Consider the following 16,407-nt stretch of genomic DNA (forward strand, 5'->3'; position numbering starts at 1 on the left):
ATTTTATCGCCTTTTTTCGGTTCGTTCCGATACCACCAAGCTAAATCTGCTTTGAAATCAGGACTAAAAACGGGCAAATAACTATGAATAGGATTGTTTTTAGGTTTATCTGGCTTATTTTCTCTTTTAGGACTCAATTCCTAACTCCTCTTTCAATTCAGCTAATGTTTGAGGAGTTGCATCTTCTGTCTGGGCCCATGCTAAAGAGCGAAATAAGCGTTGGGCATTTTCTGGCGAGCGCAATAAATAAACACACTCTAATAAACTGGAAAGCTGATCTTCAGCAATTAAGGCGACATTTTTCTGATTGCGACGCTTAATGACGATAATTTGGGATTCGTCACACACCTGATCTAAGAGACTCGCTAAATTCATTCTCGCCTGAGAGTAGGTGGTTTCTTTGCTTAACATGATTTTTAGGGGAGACTTGTACAACTTTATTGTACAAGTCCAAGCTCTTGAACTCCCCAAAAACCCCAAAATCTCAATCGCTGGTTGGGGAGAGAAATATAAAGATTTATTAAAATGTAATATAAGATACAGTTGTGAGGGGGTAGTATGTATTGTTTTGTTGTCCGCCTTTGGCACCTGGTTGGGCTGTTGCTTGACCTGGGTGCGATGATAGCGATCGCAATCAAAATATTTAGCAAAAAAGAGAGGTTAAAATGCTCAAAAACTTAGCCGCCGTTTCTACTGGTTTGTCAAGTTAAAATTGACAGATATAATTGAGTTAATTTGATGCGAGCATCTTCGGTAGTAAACTGCCAATCAACAGGAGAAGAAGTTTGATTTCTTTGTTGTTCCCAAGCCTCCACTTCTTGGATTAAAATCTCTTGGGAAGGAATGCGTCGGTTAAGGCATTGTCTATTGAGAACACTTAACTCAATTTCAGCCATATTCAACCAACTTCCATGCTTAGGAGTGTAATAAAATTCTAACTTGTCCAGTATTCGACGAGCTTCACGAGGGGGAAATGCTTTGTATAATGAAGCTTTAACATGAGTATTAAGGTTATCTTGAACCCCTCGGATTTTTTGAGCCTCTGGATAACGTTCATCCACTAAGTATTTCATTTGTTGGGCATAGTCAATGCTGGTACGTCGGTCAGTGACAGTGAAGTGACCTCAACGTGTCTCCAAGCTTTTAAGGGTTCAAAAAACATGAATAAATTACTAACTCCTTCTCGCTCGTATTGATAATCAAAACCTTCAGGTTTTCCTGGTTCGGCAGTTAAGGGTTGTCGGATTTCTGAAATGAGTTGCTTGCAGCTTTCATCAAAGCAAACTAAGAGATAAGCTGGATTATAAGGACGAGTGTAGAGTTCTAAAATTTCTGACCTCTGGCCAACAAACTCTGCATTGGCTTGAGGGGGAATTACCCAACATTCTTGTAGCCAAGGTTTAATTTCGTTTTTTTTAAGACTTGTCTGACGCTTTCATGGGAAATCGTTTCTACATACTCTAAAACGACCATTTGTTCGGCTAATAATCGTAAAGTCCAACGGCTATACCCTGTGGGAGCTTCCGAACAGGCCAAGGCGATTAAATGGGCTTCTGCTTCCCCATCTATCTTTCTGAGTTTTGACAAGTTTTTCGGACGGGGATTCAGTGATTGTTCTAATCCTTCTTCCACAAATCTTTGCCTCACTCTCTCAATGGTTCTGGTACTTATGTCCAATGTTTGACTAATCATTTGATCATTCCATCCCCCATTGATTTGATTAATGTCTGCCTTGAGTAAGATACGAGCATGATTGATTTTTCGGGCAGCCGATTTTCCCTTTTGGGTTAATTCTTCGAGTTCTTGGCGTTCCTTCTCAGTTAAAGAGACGATATATTTTTTAGCTGGCATTTTTAAGCAGATTGGGGAGAATTTACCTCTCCTATTATCCATCATTATTGCTTTGACAGACCACTAGTTTCTCTTTTTCTTTTTAGGGCGCGTAGCGTCCTTCAGGATCTGATCACTGAAAAGGCTGGCTGCTATAGTAGAAAAGCACCCATTGCTGACGATATCTGAGGTAGATTGCCGTGACTATTGCTTTAGACCAACTGCTTACCCCCGACATTTTTCGACCAGCGCGTTATTTGGGCAACGAGTTAGGCGCTAAACATAAAGAATGGGCAAGTGCTGTGGTTCGTTGGGTGTTAACCTATCCGGAAGTGTACGAAGTGGGGGCATCTAACCTCGGCCATATTATCCTCTACAATATCCTCAATGCTCAACCCCGCCAACTCTGCGATCGCACTTATTTACCCGCACCGGATTTAGCCCAAAAACTCAAACAGACAAAAACCCCCTTATTTGCCCTAGAATCCCGTCGTTGCCTCACAGATTTTGATATTCTGGGTTTTAGTCTCAGTTATGAGCTAGGAGCCACCAATATTTTAGAAATGCTCGACCTAGCGGCAATTCCCTTGACTTGGAGAGCAAGAGACTCGGGTAACTATCCGCTAATTTTTGCCGGGGGACAAACTGCCACCTCTAACCCCGAACCCTATGCCGACTTTTTTGATTTTATCGCCCTTGGTGATGGCGAAGAATTATTGCCAGAAATCGGTTTAATTTTAGAAGAAGGTAAACTAGCTAATCTAAGCAAAGAAGAACTATTACTAGATTTAGCCCAAATTCCGGGGGTATATGTCCCGCGTTTCTACGATGTCACCCCAATCGGTGCAGTTATCCCCAATCGTGACGATGTACCGAAAAGAATTTTACGCCGGGTAGCCACTCCTATCCCAGCCTATTCTATCGGTTTAGTTCCCTTCGTGGAAACGGTTCACGATCGCCTGGTGGTGGAAATTCGTCGCGGTTGCACTCGGGGATGTCGTTTTTGTCAACCGGGGATGTTAACCCGTCCCGCGCGGGATGTGCAACCGGAAGCAGTAATCGAATCGATTGAAAAAGGAATGCGAGCGACGGGATATAACGAATTTTCTCTATTATCTCTCAGTTGCTCCGATTATCTAGCTTTACCTGCCGTGGGTATGGAGATTAAAAACCGTCTCCAGAATGAGAATATATCTCTATCCTTACCCAGTCAAAGAGTCGATCGCTTTGACGAAAATATTGCTAACATAATTGGGGGCAATCGTCAATCGGGTTTAACCTTTGCACCGGAAGCGGGAACCCAACGAATGCGCGATGTGATTAACAAAGGGTTAACCAACGAAGAATTACTCAGAGGGATAAAAACTGCCGTCGAACAGGGTTGGGATAAGGTCAAACTCTATTTTATGATTGGTTTGCCAGGGGAAACCGATGTGGATGTCATCGGTATCGCGGAAACGGTGCGTTGGTTGCGTCGGGAATGTCGTTTACCGAAGCGGAAACCCCTCGATTTTACCCTAACTATCTCTAATTTTACGCCCAAACCCCATACCCCCTTCCAGTGGCATTCCGTCTCGACGGCCGAATTTATCCGCAAACAGGAGTTATTAAGACAGGAATTCCAAGGCATGAGAGGGGTAAAAGTCAATTATACCGATGTCCGCATCTCGGCTATGGAAGATTTTATCGGTCGCGGTGACAGAAGTTTAGGGAAAGTGGTGCTGCGCGCTTGGCAATTGGGAGCCGGGATGGATGCTTGGTGGGATAATACGGAAAAAGCCTATCAAGCATGGTCACAGGCGATCGAAGAATCCGGTTTAACTTGGAAATATCGTCGGATAGAACAGGGAGAATGGCATATTTTTGCCGATGCAGACAAAGATATTTTAGAGCGTCCTTTGCCCTGGGATCATCTGGATACCGGTATCGATAAAAAATGGCTACAGGAGGACTTAAAACGCGCCCTAGACGCGGCAACGGTCCCCGATTGTTCTTTTGAGGGTTGTTCCCATTGTGGCGTTTGTAGCCTCGATTTTGGTCATAATATCGTCATTGAAGCGCCTGCGATTCCCGCTTTTGCCGGACATTTTCAACCCAATCAAGAACGCGCCCAAAGAATTCGGGTTTGGTTTGGCAAAATTGGCGAAATGGCCTTAGTTAGCCACTTGGATCTGGTGCGTTTATTTGATCGCGTCGTCCGTCGCGCTGCTATTCCCATTTCCTTTACCGGTGGATTTCACCCTGGTCCGCGCATTTCGATCGCCAATGCTTTATCCTTGGGAGCAACCAGTAGCGGTGAGATTGTCGATTTTGAATTGACAAAAGTGATCGATTTAGAGAGGTTTAAACAGCAATTAAGCGCACAATTGCCCGCAGATCTACCAGTTTATCAGGTGGAAGAAATTCCCTTAAATGCCCCCGCTGCCACCCGTTTGTTAGAAAAAGCCGAGTATTTGCTCACTTTTAACAGTGAGGGAATTGACTGCCAACAATGGCAAAATTGGATCGAGGCGATTAAGCAAGCAACGGTGATGGAACGGGAAAAAACCACCAAATCCGGCAAAAAAGTCACGATTAATCTGCGAGAACAATTATATGAATTAGAGTTAAAAACTGTTGACAAGGAAGCCGTTTTGTGCTATGTGGGCAGTTGTCGCAATGATGGCACTTTACTACAGCCCGATCATCTCGTCGAGATGTTAGAAAGGGTTTCTGGACAGGAAATTTCGCTGCTTAATTGCCATCGTCAGTGCTTGATTTTAGGAACTTAACCATCGTCAACTGTTCCCTTTATACTAACCCCAGAGAGTCAGCTAATCTTGATCGACTAATTCTAAGCAATCATCAATCAAAGCTGGCCGATAACTTTGAACAACCATCGGTAAAAAAGCCCCTCTTAAACCCTTTTTTATTCTCTCGGCCGTTTGATCAAAAACCACAAATAAAGGATGAATTGTTTCTGCACCTTCACTAAACATATGTTGTTCTCTGGGGGGCATTAACCATTCATATTCTTTATCTAAACATATTTGAGTTTCGCGCCAGCGTTTCAACAAATCAGAAAAATCTTCCCCCGGACGATGGATAAAAATCAGGATTTCTGAACCTAATTTAATTTTCCATTCCGGATCACACATCAGAATAGCCAAATCACAGGCTAATTGTACCGTCTTTCTAGATTCAAGGGCAGAAGATGGACGAATTCTGACCAAGGGCAAGGGAATAGTAATTAAACTCTCTTCAGGACGACGCATACTAGGAATTAACTCTAAATAGGGGCGATATTGTCGCAATAATTCGATCGCCCCCTCACGACAGCTATATTCCGCTAATAAAGTTTCGTAAGACACAGATTCACCTAATCAAATAAAAGGAGATGAAAATTAAAATCTTGCTGATTTCCAGCTACCGGCAATAGTCACTGATCACTTGATCACTGATCAACTTATCCCAACGCATCGAAGATTTTAAACATGGGCAAGTACATAGACAAAAGAATAATTCCCACCATCCCCGCAACACCAATCATCATCAAGGGTTCAATGATACTGGTTAAAGCTTTAACGGCCTGTTCCACCTCATCTTCGTAGAAATCCGCCACTTTCATCATCATGGCATCTAATTCTCCCGTTTCCTCCCCAATACTAATCATTTGAATTGCCAAAGGTGGGAAAACATTGGCTTTTTGTAGGGCCAAACTCATCATTCCCCCCTGCTGAATTTCCGCCTTGGCACCAGCGATCGCATTGGCAATTACCTGATTACCCACCGTATTACAAACGATGTCGAGAGAACTTAAAATCGGGACACCAGAACGCGTCAGAGTCCCAAAAACCCGGCAAAATCTAGCCACAGCCGATTTTTCATTCAAATCACCAAAAAGAGGCATTTTAAGGAAAAAGTGGTCAATTTGCAGACGACCCATCGGGGTTTTGTAATAGCGACGCAGTAAAAAAACCGTGGCAACAATGGTGACAATCGGAATTAAAATCAACCAACTACGCATCACACTACTTAAAAAGAGCATAAATTGCGTTAAGGCCGGTAGCGGCACGTTTAAATCGGTGAAAATTTTCGCAAACACGGGAATTAAAAAGATCGTCATCCCGAAAAACACAATTACCGCCAAAATTCCCACCGCTACCGGATAGGTCATCGCCGATTTAATCTGGTTTTTCAAGCGGGCCATATCTTCCAAAAGTTTCGAGAGACGGTTCAGCACTTCATCGAGTACCCCCCCCGTCTCTCCAGCTTCGACCATACTGACATAAAGTTCATCAAAACATTCGGGATGTTTGGCCATCGCTTCCGATAACGGACTCCCTTGCTGTACCTCAGCACTAATCGCTTGTAGGGCTTTTTTCATCTTGAGGTTACCGCATTGATCCCCCAAAACTCCCAAACATCTCACAATCGCCACACCAGCATTAATCATCACCGAAAATTGACGGGAAAAAACCGCTTTATCTTTGATGGAAATGCTGGTAAACATCAACTTTAAACCGGAAAGATCGATCTCTCCCCCCACTTTTTTGACCTTACCGACGGCGGCATATTTCGCCTTCAGCATCGTCCTGGCCTGTTCGGGAGACATGGCCTCAACTTTCTCTTGGAAAACTTTTCCAGAGCCGTTTTTAACTTGTGCGACAAAATTAGGCATAGGACAAATCAGTTATCAGTTATCAGTTATCAGTTATCAGTTATCAGTTATCAGATTGGAGTTTTAAGTGGGTAGATAGTGTTAAGTGAAAACTTCGGTACTTTCTTTTCACTGATTACTGGTTACTGTTCACTGATAACTGATAGGGGCTGACGAACGCTTAAAGGTTACTATTTGTTATTAAATCCGGGCTTTAGCGTTAGCGCCGGCCCCGGCGATAAGACGTTGTAATTCATCGGGTTTACCGCTTTTAGAAATGGCCTCTTCCAAAGAGACAACACCCCTAACAACTAAATTAGCTAATCCCTGTTCCATGGTTTGCATTCCTAACTTCATTCCCGTTTGAATTGCTGAATAGACTTGGGGGGCTTTTCCTTCCCGAATTAGGTTAGCGATCGCTGGAGTTACCACCATGATTTCCTGTACCATTGCCCGACCAAATTCCCCCGGTTTAGGATTTTTTTTCTTGACTAGGTTTTGACTAAAAACTGCTAGTAAAGAATTGGATAACATGGCGCGAATTTGTGCCTGTTGGTTAGCAGGAAAAACGTCAATAATCCGATCCACTGTTCCCGCTGCCGAGCTAGTGTGTAGGGTTCCGAAGACTAAGTGACCAGTTTCTGCCGCCGTGATTGCCAAACTAATTGTTTCTAAATCCCGCATTTCTCCCACAAGGATAATATCAGGATCTTCCCGTAAAGATGCTCTTAAAGCGTTAGCAAAACTCTTGGTATCTTCTCCTTTTTGTCGTTGGTGAAACAGACTTTTTATATTAGGAAAAACGTATTCAATTGGGTCTTCTACAGTTAAAATATGTTCAGACCTAGTCCGATTAATTAAGTCTAAAATTGCCGCTAAAGTGGTAGTTTTACCTGAACCTGTTTGGCCAGTTACGAGAATTAATCCCCTCGGTCTTTCCGATAACTCCCGTACTACTCTAGGTAAATTTAATTGTTCAAAGTTAGGAATTTTAGAGGACAAAGCCCGTAAACAAGCTGCATAAGCCCCCCTTTCTTTATAAACATTGACCCTAAATCTTGCTAATCCTTTCACCCCGTAGGAACAGTCTAATTCCCAATTCTGCTCTAACTCTTTTCTTTGGGTATTATTGAGCATACTAAAAATCAATTTCTGACAATCTTGCGGGGTTAAAGATTCTTCATTAATCGGGGACAGTTTGCCACTAATGCGAAAATAGACCGGCGCCCCAGACTGAATGTGCATATCGGAACCGCCCATCTCGACCAATTGTTCCATTAAATCTTCGATCATTAATTCCATAAGTTAAACCCCATCTATAAGGTAAAAAGTGAAAAGGAGATAGGAGTCAGGAGCCGGTCATCAGGAGACAAATTCATAATACTTTTGCCGGTTCCGGAGTTCCCTGATAACTGATAACTAAAAAACTGTCTTAATCACTAAATCGCGGTGTCATACAATAGGGACAATCGAGCCATTCTGGTTGTAGTTCGGCGCGACAACCACGACAGATTAAACCGCTTTTCCGTTTGGCTTTTAGTTCCGCTTCCAGACCGGAATCGGTAAATGTCACCCGTTCCACTTCTTCGAGGGTGGTGTAACCCTCGCGCACCAGATTTAAACTATAGGCTAGGAGTGTCACCATGCCCTCATCGACGGCCGTCTCCTTAATGCGATCAGTGGTTGCCCCTTGGTTAATTAACTGCTGCAGTCGTTCACTATTTTGCATTACCTCATAGACCCCGACGCGACCTTTATAACCGCTGCCGCTACATTTAACGCAGAGATTGCCCTGTTTTCGCGCCTGTTGAATTTCCTCTAGGGTCAGGGTATTAGCCTTATAAAAGGTCACTTCCCGTTCATTGGCGGCGGCAAGACCAAAACGGGCTAATTCCTCTTGGGTGGGGTGATAGGCGACTCGACACTCGGTACAGACGCGCCGCATGAGACGCTGGGCCAAGACTCCCAAGAGAGAACCAGAAATCATAAACGGTTCAACCCCCATCTCATCGAGACGAGCGATCGCACCTGCGGCATCGTTGGTGTGTAGGGTGGTTAGGACCAAGTGACCAGTTAAGGCCGCCTCGATCGCTGTTTTAGCCGTTTCCTTGTCCCTAGTTTCTCCCACCAGAATCACATCTGGGTCTTGTCGCATGAATGCCCGCAGAATCGAGGCGAAATCCATGCCTTTTTCCCGAATTACCTGCACCTGGGTGATGCCTGGTAGAGAATATTCGATCGGATCTTCGGCCGTACTAATATTGACCCCGGGGTGATTTCTTTCGGCTAACACCGAGTATAAAGTGGTGGATTTCCCCGAACCGGTCGGGCCTGTCACCAGTAACAGACCAAAGGGACGACTGGCCATGTCTCGGACGATTTGCAGGGTCTTTTGGTCGGTGATTAGTTTATCTAAACCCAACTGGGTAGCCGAGTTGTCGAGAATCCGTAAACAGACTTTTTCCCCGTAGCGACTGGGTAGGGTATTAACCCGAAAATCCACTTTCCGCCCTTGATATATCCGCCGAATTTTACCATCTTGGGGAAGACGACGTTCGGCAATATCGAGATCGGCCATGATTTTAAAACGGGCTGTCACCGCCGGGGTAATTTTTTTCGGCAGTGGATCAAAAGCTTGATGAAGAACTCCATCTTTGCGAAAGCGAATTTTCAGGAATTCTTCTTGGGGTTCGATGTGAATATCGGAAGCCCATTCCTGTAGGGCTTTAGCTAGAATTTTATTGACGAGGTTGATGACGGGGGCTTGATTAGCGTCCCCTTCTCCGAGATCATCGGCCACTTCATCGTTAGCACCCCCGGAGGCCACATCAATATTGCCGACAATATCGGTGAGATCCGAGAGTTTTTCCAGTTCTTTTTCTTTTTGCAGTCGGGCTTTTTCCTGTTCTAGTTCCGATTGAGCCGAGTGGAATTTTTCCAGTAATCTTTCATAATCTTCGCCGGTAATCACCAAACGCTGTAAACCTAACTCCCTGGGGCGGAGAATACGATTAATATCGTCGGAAGCCTCGAGGTTGTCGGGATCGACCATGGCTATCAAAATCGCAGCCGGCTCTCCTTCGATCTTTCGCAGGGGGATGAGACGATAGCGACGACAAAGATCGATCGGAATCAAAGAATCGATCAATCGGGCTATTTCCAGTCCATCCACATCGGTTAATTCGGGGTCGATCGATTCGACTCCGTAGAGAATTTTTAGTTCAAATAACTGGTTTTTCTTATACTGTCGCTGTAAATCCGGGGGCAAAGGGCGCCCGGTTAGTTGTTGTAATATTTCTACTAGCGATCGTCCCGATTTCCGTGTTTCCACTAAGGCCTGTTGCATCTGGTCGGCACCGATATAGCCCGACTGCACCAACTTGTTACCAAAGGGCGAAAAGTAATTGCGCAGGGCAACGGCACGGGTTTTCTTGGAAGAAAATGTCATAGACGATTCTTAACCTCTCCACTACCCTTAAATGTTCCCAATTTTACTAATAGAACTATATTCTAGCAAAAATTTTTCTAGATCACCGATTATCTATCGGGGTCGCTTATATCCAGTTACGGATCTTGTCCACAAAATGTTACATTAAAGGTTAAACCTTGATTATTAGCTGGTACTTAAAGACCAAAATTAGCAGTAAATGGTCATATATTGCCAAATTACCCAATAAAATTGTCTACTATGAGTGCAGAACCAAATACCTCAGTAATTTTCGACGAAAACCAAGAATCCTTTCCTAATTACCCCGAATCCCTGACCACCGAATCGGAAGCCAGTGTCACCGATGAAGCCAAAACTGTGACGGATCAGGCCGCCTCTAGCGAGGAATTTTCCCTTCTAGGGGGAATGACTATCGATGCTCTACAAGAGGAAATCGACACTCTCAAACAGCAGTTAGAGGAACAAACCCAACAGGTTGATGCCTACAAGAAACGCTATATCACTCTAGCGGCCGAGTTCGACAATTTTCGCAAACGCACAGCCAAGGAAAAAGAGGAACTGGAAACAAAAATCAAGGGCAAAACCCTGATGGAAATTCTTGGCGTGGTGGATAATTTTGAGCGCGCCCGTACTCAAATTAAACCGGCTAATGATGGCGAGATGGGTATTCACAAGAGTTACCAAGGGGTCTATAAAATCTTAGTAGAGAGTCTCAAGCGTTTAGGTGTTTCCCCCATGCGTCCGGAAGGTCAACCCTTTGATCCCACCTACCACGAAGCGATGATGCGGGAGTACACCGATGAACATCCCGAAGGCACGGTGGTCGAGCAGTTAGTGCGAGGATACACTCTCGGAGAAGATGTTTTGCGTCATGCTTTGGTAAAAGTGGCCGCCCCCAAAGAGACAGATCCTAACGCTGATCAGTCAGAATCTAGTTACATTCCATCGCAGGAATTAGTCTAAAATCCCGATGGGGATTAAAGCATTTTGAGGGTTAGGTATTAGCCGGTAGGATATGTATTCCCTCCCTATCCCCTATCCCCCATCCCCGCTCAGAGACTTTTTCTCTCTTGACCGATTGATCTTTTAATTAAAAATGCTTCCATACCCAAGGCTTTTGCCCCTTGGTAGTCCTCTTTTTTACTATCGCCAATATGCCAAGCTTGTGCGGGGGAACAATCATGTTTTTGCAGGGCGATTTGAAAAATTTCAGCATCGGGTTTAGCTGCTCCTGCATGGGAAGAAATCGTGATCGATCGAAAAAAATATTCTAAGCCTAATTCGGCCAAAACTTGGTAGATACGACTATCAAAATTAGAAATAATGCCCAACTCGATCCCCTGAATCTGCCAGAGTCTTAAAGCGGGAATGACATCCTCGTACAGGACCCAAGGCTCGGCCGTGGCAAAATGACGGTAAAGTTCGCCAAAAAAAGCCTCAAAATCGGGAAATCGTTCCAGATAACCTAAATTATGAAAAACTGCCCCAGTCAGCGATCGCCACCAGCGATACTCTAACTCGGGAATTTGTGCAGGTTCAACCTTAGGAAAAGCTAGGGGGGGAGAAGTGGGGAAAATAGCCAAGAAAGATTGTTCTAGACTCTCGGCCGCCACCTCTACCCCAAAATCAGCTGCTATTTGACTATAAATTGCTCCGACACTGCCTTTTACTCCAAAAAGAGTACCCACAGCATCGAGAAAAATAACTTGCGGTTTCTCCATGAGAGTTTTGTCTATAACGGTCTGACTGAGGTTTTTAGGGTCGGTCCTTTAGCTGGTCTAACACACCTAACAATTGCTTATTTTAAAGGATTATGGCGAAAATTCTCGGATCGCTTGCCAAACTCTTAATACCTCTGCCACCGTCCATGCTTGGGCAAAAGCACCCCTAGGGGTAAAAGGGGCATTACCATCGAAAATTTCACTTAAATTACCGATACAGCTATCCCGAAGATGGTCGATCATCGGTGTTAAAAAACTCTCGGCTAGGATGGGATCGCGATAGACTTTTAGATGGGCTTCGATAAATGCCCCTAATAACCATCCCCAGACTGTCCCCTGATGGTAGGCACTATCTCTTTTTAAGCGATCGCCACTGTAAACGCCACGGTAATCAGGATGATCGGCATCTAGCGATCGCAAACCGCGAGAAGTCAACAATTTTAAAGCACAAATATCGACAATGGCCTTTTTCTGTGGGGAATTTAATAACTCCTCCACCGACAAAGACACGGCAAAAAGTTGATTCGGTCGTAAACTGGCATCATTGCCCTTGTCCGTATCTAAAACATCGTAACAATACCCCAGAGAATCATCCCAGAAGCGAGAGAACCCTTTTAGGGTCATTTTTCTCATTTTTTCGTAATCAGTGGCATCCATGCCCAAATAATGGGCAAATTGAACCATTATTTTGAGGGCATTGAACCAAAGGGCATTAATTTCTACGGGTTTGCCGATGCGGGGAGTAATCACCAGATCATCAACTTTGGCATCCATCCAAGTCAATTGTACTCCCGCTTCGCCGGCATAGATCAAACCATCGTCATCTAGGTGAATATTGTAGCGAGTGCCGCGACGAAACCAAGCGATCACTTCCTTTAAAGCGGGATAAATAGTTCTGAGAAACTCAAAATCTTGGCTTTGGTTAAAATAGGAACGAATGGCTTCAAAATACCAAAGAATAGCATCGACAGCGTTATATTCGGGGATTTCTCCGCCATCGGGTAGCAAATTCGGCAATAAACCCCGGTCTAGATAACGGGAAAAAGTTAGTAAAATCTGACGGGCGATCGCAGGTCTGCCTGTAGTCAAAGTTAATCCTCTTAGGGAGATCATCGTATCGCGACCCCAATCACCAAACCAAGGATAACCCGCGATTATCGTTTTGCCCTCCGGTTGATCCCGGAGAGGACGACTAACGATAAACTGGTCGGCAGCGAGGGTAAGTTGTTGAATCCATTCGGGCTGCTGGGGATTAATCAGACTATTTTCGTAGCGATAGCGAGACTCTAGAGAAGATTGACCGTCTAAACTGGGATCGGGACGGGTACTAGCGGCAATTGTCACCGATTCTCCCACTTTAAGAGTAGCCGAAAAACTGGCGGCATGGAGATGATTTTCCCGATCGATTAAACCACGATAACGTTCCACGGCCAAATCAAAGCGATAATACCAGATATGAGCGGGAAAAACCTCTCCCTGACTGATTAATAGATAAAAAGGTACAGCATTGTCATAGGCAATCACTCTGACTCCTTTTTCTAGGGGACTAATAGCCATTTGCCAGTTAAAACCCTGGGTATTGCCGTGAAAATCACGATAATTGACAAAAGCAGTCAGATTGAGAGTTAGGGGAGAATTGCCACGACGGTAGGTATAGTGAGTATAGGTGGTATTTTCTCCCTGTTCCATCCAGATACGCTTTTCTAGTAAGGCATCCCCACAGGTAAAAGTCCAGACGGGAATTGTGCCTTCCAGATGAAAACTTTCGATATTAATATAGCCTTGCGGTTCGATCGTAGCACCTAACCAGCGATTGCTGGCCAGATGATAAATTTTCTGGTTATATTGTATCGATTCATCGATTTTAGTCACAAGAAGCGTTCTTTGCGTCGGTGGAGCCAAAGCAGCGATCAAGAGACCATGATAACAGCGAGTTAGCAATCCGGCCACAGTTCCCGCGGCAAAACCACCAATACCATTAGTGACTAACCATTCGCGCTTTTCAGCCACTGGGAGACAATTACAGATATCTCGACCAAAACGGAGCTTGACCATGGGCTTCCCAATTCCTAGTAATTTTGTTATAATAGAAAATTGTGTCTTTATATCTATAGAGTAACTCTATCTTAAGGAGGAAAATCAGCAGTGAGTAAACGTACTTTAGAAGGAACCACGCGCAAACAGAAGCGCACTTCTGGATTTAGAGCGAGAATGCGTAGCGTCAACGGACGCAAAGTAATTAAAGCTCGTCGGAAAAGAGGGCGCTATCGTTTAAGTGTTTAGGTTATTCTGGGAACCGACTAATTTTCGTGGGACTACCCCAAATTCATCGCTTAAAACATCGACAGGATTTTCAAGCTGTCTATGGAACAGGGAAGCGTTATCACGGTTCCCACTTAACCTTAATTAGTTTAGAGGATTCTTGCCCAGATGCCCCCGGCCCCAGTCGTTTTGGTATCTCGATTAGCAAGAAAGTTAGTAAAAAAGCGGTGGTTCGTAATCGACTAAAAAGACAAATAAGAGCGGTAATTCGGGAGTTATTGCCAGAAATAGCGGCAGGATGGCGAGGGATAATCATTATCCGTCCAGGGGCGATCGAGTGCAATTATGAACATTTTTTGCGAGAATTAAAGCAGTTGTTAGTGAAGGCCAATATAATTCATGGGCATTAAAGAAGAAACTTTTTATGAAGGGGGTCCGCACATCGGCGACCTAATCATCAATATACTGCTAGGATTTACGGTGATTTGTTTACCTTTGACCGTTGGGGCAGTAGTACGGGCAATCTGGTTAAGATATAAGATAACCGATCGGCGGATTTCGATCACCGGGGGTTGGATGGGACGAGATCGCACAGATATTATCTATTCAGAAGTGGCAAAAGTGGCAAAAATGCCGAGAGGAATTGGTCTTTGGGGGGATATTGTCGTAACTCTCAAGGATAGAAGTCGTTTAGAAATGCGCGCGATGCCGAAATTCCGGGAAATTCATGACTATATTGCCGAAAGAGTCGCCGATAAAACCGGTCGTCCCCTAGAATCGATCATCAGTCAATAAAACAAAATAATCGATCGCCGAGATTCGATAAATTAGATTTGTCAAAGTGAACCCCTATTAAACGAGAAGGCATAGATTAAACCCATGGATTTTGGAGTCGGATTTATTTCCACAAATATCATGTTGCCAATCCTAGATTTTTTCTTTCGGATTGTGCATAGTTACGGTTTCGCCATCATTGCTTTAACGCTGGTGGTCAGATTTGCCGTCTTTCCCCTCAGTGCCGGCCAGATTCGCAATATGAGAAAAATGCGAATCACTCAACCCTTAATGAAGGAAAGACAGACAGAAATTCAACAACGCTACAAAAATGACCCGCAAAAACAACAGGAGGAAATGGGCAAATTAATGCAGGAGTTGGGCAATCCCCTAGCGGGTTGTTTACCCCTGTTATTACAAATGCCGATTCTTTTGGCTTTATTTGCGACGCTGCGGGGTTCCCCCTTCTCGGATATTAACTACACCGTCGATTTACAGGTGTTGCCGAGCGAACAAATCGCCATGGTGCAGCGCCAACTCTATGCCACCAAACCCCAAAACGTTTATATTGACGAGTCTCTCCACTATCCCATCACCGCTTTTTTACCCCAAGGCAATAAAATCGCCCCGGGAGAACAGGTAAAAATCGACCTGCAAAACGACCAGGGCAAGTCTTTAAGCCAATTAGCCACGGAAGCACCCGAAAATAACCTAAAACCCACCTACGAGGTGGTTAAAGGTCAAGAACTGGTGCAAGTTAATGAAGACGGTTCCATCGTCGCTTTAGCCCCCGGAGATGCCAGTATTAAAGTTATCGTGCCGGGGATTGCCGCTAATACGGGTTTTCTCTTTATTGAGGCCCTGGGAAGAATTGGGGCAACCGGTCCAGATGGTGAAATTCACTGGGATATCTTGGCGATGGTGATCGCTTTCGGTATTAGTATCTATGTTAACCAAGAGTTATCCGGTGCCGGTGCGCCTTCGGGGGGAGCAGCCCAACAACAGCAAACGGTGAATAAAATCACCCCGATAATTTTTAGTATGATGTTCCTGTTTTTCCCCTTACCAGCGGGGGTATTGATGTATATCTTAACTGCGAACATCTTCCAAACTATTCAAACGGTGATTTTGATGCGGGAACCGTTACCGGAAAACCTGCAAAAATTGGTAGCGGAACAGGAAAAAACGGAAAAATCCCGCGATGCTCTCCCCTTTGAAAAACGTTCTAGCAAGAAAAAGGAAAAAACATCGTAATGAGTATATGGGAGCAAAATAGCGAGAAAGCTAAACAATGGCTGGAAAAACTGCTAAAGTTGATGGCCATGCCCACAGATGTCCAGATTGGTGTGCAGGAATTGGGAACTGGACCTTCCTCCTGTTGGTTAATTATTGATAGCAGTCAATTGAGTCCCCAACAAGTGGAACTTCTCCTCGCTAACAAGGGTGAGGGACTGGATGCGATTCAATCCCTAGCTAATACGATTCTGAATATTGGTGTCGAGGCGGCAGAACATCAGTTCTATATTGTCGAAATCAATGGCTATCGTCAACAAAAACAGGCAGAACTTTTCGACTGGGTGAATCAAGCGGCGACGCAAGTGCGGCAAACAGGGCAGGAAATAGAATTAAAAGCCCTATCTTCGGCGGAACGTCGCCAAATCCATGCCTTTTTTCAGGAAGAAAACGATTTAACCACGGAAAGTCGCGGCGTGGAACCCGATCGCCGGTTAGTA

The 16,407-nt window shown here is 44.5% G+C and carries 14 protein-coding genes and 2 pseudogenes; 7 read left to right on the forward strand and 9 right to left on the reverse strand.

The window, feature by feature from the left end:
- From PX636_RS22515 to PX636_RS00350, 3 genes and pseudogenes are all read right to left on the reverse strand, one after another.
- Positions 1 to 137, reverse strand: a pseudogene (locus tag PX636_RS22515) (Txe/YoeB family addiction module toxin); the annotation flags it as partial.
- A complete protein-coding gene (locus PX636_RS00345; RefSeq protein WP_002797776.1) occupies positions 127 to 411 on the reverse strand; it encodes a type II toxin-antitoxin system Phd/YefM family antitoxin in 285 nt (94 codons plus the stop codon). The gene PX636_RS00345 and the pseudogene PX636_RS22515, both read right to left, overlap by 11 nt.
- Positions 412 to 701: 290 nt before the next feature.
- A pseudogene (locus tag PX636_RS00350) lies at positions 702 to 1,851 on the reverse strand (IS630 family transposase).
- Positions 1,852 to 2,030: 179 nt separating this feature from the next.
- Between PX636_RS00350 and PX636_RS00355 the strand changes: the two are divergent.
- Positions 2,031 to 4,601 (forward strand): TIGR03960 family B12-binding radical SAM protein, encoded by a 2,571-nt coding sequence (locus PX636_RS00355; RefSeq protein ID WP_002797773.1) that lies wholly within the window; start codon positions 2,031 to 2,033, stop codon positions 4,599 to 4,601.
- A gap of 42 nt (positions 4,602 to 4,643) precedes the next feature.
- Here PX636_RS00355 and PX636_RS00360 read toward each other — a convergent pair whose 3' ends face one another.
- From PX636_RS00360 to PX636_RS00375, 4 genes are all read right to left on the reverse strand, one after another.
- On the reverse strand, positions 4,644 to 5,180 hold the full coding sequence (locus PX636_RS00360; protein WP_061432556.1) for a hypothetical protein: 537 nt from the start codon (positions 5,178 to 5,180) through the stop codon (positions 4,644 to 4,646).
- Between the two features lie 95 nt (positions 5,181 to 5,275).
- Positions 5,276 to 6,490: a type II secretion system F family protein gene (locus PX636_RS00365; RefSeq protein WP_288115864.1), complete on the reverse strand. Its 1,215-nt coding sequence runs from the start codon at positions 6,488 to 6,490 to the stop codon at positions 5,276 to 5,278.
- 180 nt (positions 6,491 to 6,670) lie between these two features.
- Positions 6,671 to 7,771, reverse strand: coding sequence for a type IV pilus twitching motility protein PilT (locus PX636_RS00370; protein ID WP_002797770.1), 1,101 nt, complete (start codon positions 7,769 to 7,771; stop codon positions 6,671 to 6,673).
- 130 nt (positions 7,772 to 7,901) lie between these two features.
- Complete coding sequence (locus PX636_RS00375) at positions 7,902 to 9,917, reverse strand: GspE/PulE family protein (RefSeq protein WP_288115866.1); 2,016 nt, start codon at positions 9,915 to 9,917, stop codon at positions 7,902 to 7,904.
- Positions 9,918 to 10,157: 240 nt separating this feature from the next.
- Here PX636_RS00375 and grpE point away from each other — a divergent pair, with 240 nt between their 5' ends.
- Positions 10,158 to 10,880: a nucleotide exchange factor GrpE gene (gene grpE, locus PX636_RS00380; RefSeq protein WP_288115867.1), complete on the forward strand. Its 723-nt coding sequence runs from the start codon at positions 10,158 to 10,160 to the stop codon at positions 10,878 to 10,880.
- Positions 10,881 to 10,969: 89 nt separating this feature from the next.
- Here the strand turns inward: grpE and PX636_RS00385 are convergent, their stop codons facing one another.
- Positions 10,970 to 11,638, reverse strand: coding sequence for an HAD-IA family hydrolase (locus PX636_RS00385; RefSeq protein ID WP_002797767.1), 669 nt, complete (start codon positions 11,636 to 11,638; stop codon positions 10,970 to 10,972).
- A gap of 90 nt (positions 11,639 to 11,728) precedes the next feature.
- Entirely contained in the window at positions 11,729 to 13,693 is a 1,965-nt protein-coding gene (locus tag PX636_RS00390) for an amylo-alpha-1,6-glucosidase (RefSeq protein WP_288115869.1), read from the reverse strand.
- Between the two features lie 90 nt (positions 13,694 to 13,783).
- Between PX636_RS00390 and rpmH the strand changes: the two genes are divergently transcribed.
- The 5 genes from rpmH to PX636_RS00415 form a co-directional block, all read left to right on the forward strand.
- Entirely contained in the window at positions 13,784 to 13,921 is a 138-nt protein-coding gene (rpmH, locus tag PX636_RS00395) for a 50S ribosomal protein L34 (protein ID WP_002739276.1), read from the forward strand.
- A 26-nt stretch (positions 13,922 to 13,947) separates the two neighbouring features.
- Positions 13,948 to 14,310 (forward strand): ribonuclease P protein component, encoded by a 363-nt coding sequence (gene rnpA / locus PX636_RS00400; protein ID WP_002797764.1) that lies wholly within the window; start codon positions 13,948 to 13,950, stop codon positions 14,308 to 14,310.
- Positions 14,300 to 14,695 carry a PH domain-containing protein gene (locus PX636_RS00405; protein ID WP_002738951.1) on the forward strand — a complete coding sequence of 132 codons (396 nt, stop codon included), beginning with the start codon at positions 14,300 to 14,302 and terminating at the stop codon, positions 14,693 to 14,695. Before rnpA ends, PX636_RS00405 begins: the two co-directional genes overlap by 11 nt.
- Before the next feature lie 84 nt (positions 14,696 to 14,779).
- Positions 14,780 to 15,928, forward strand: a complete 1,149-nt coding sequence (yidC, locus tag PX636_RS00410) for a membrane protein insertase YidC (protein WP_012264073.1) — start codon at positions 14,780 to 14,782, stop codon at positions 15,926 to 15,928.
- Positions 15,928 to 16,407, forward strand: a 480-nt coding sequence (locus PX636_RS00415) for a Jag family protein (RefSeq protein ID WP_288115871.1), incomplete at its 3' end; no start/stop codon positions are given. The genes yidC and PX636_RS00415, both read left to right, overlap by 1 nt.

Origin of the sequence: Microcystis sp. M53598_WE2 (assembly GCF_030067735.1) — a bacterium.
GTDB lineage: Bacteria > Cyanobacteriota > Cyanobacteriia > Cyanobacteriales > Microcystaceae > Microcystis > Microcystis aeruginosa.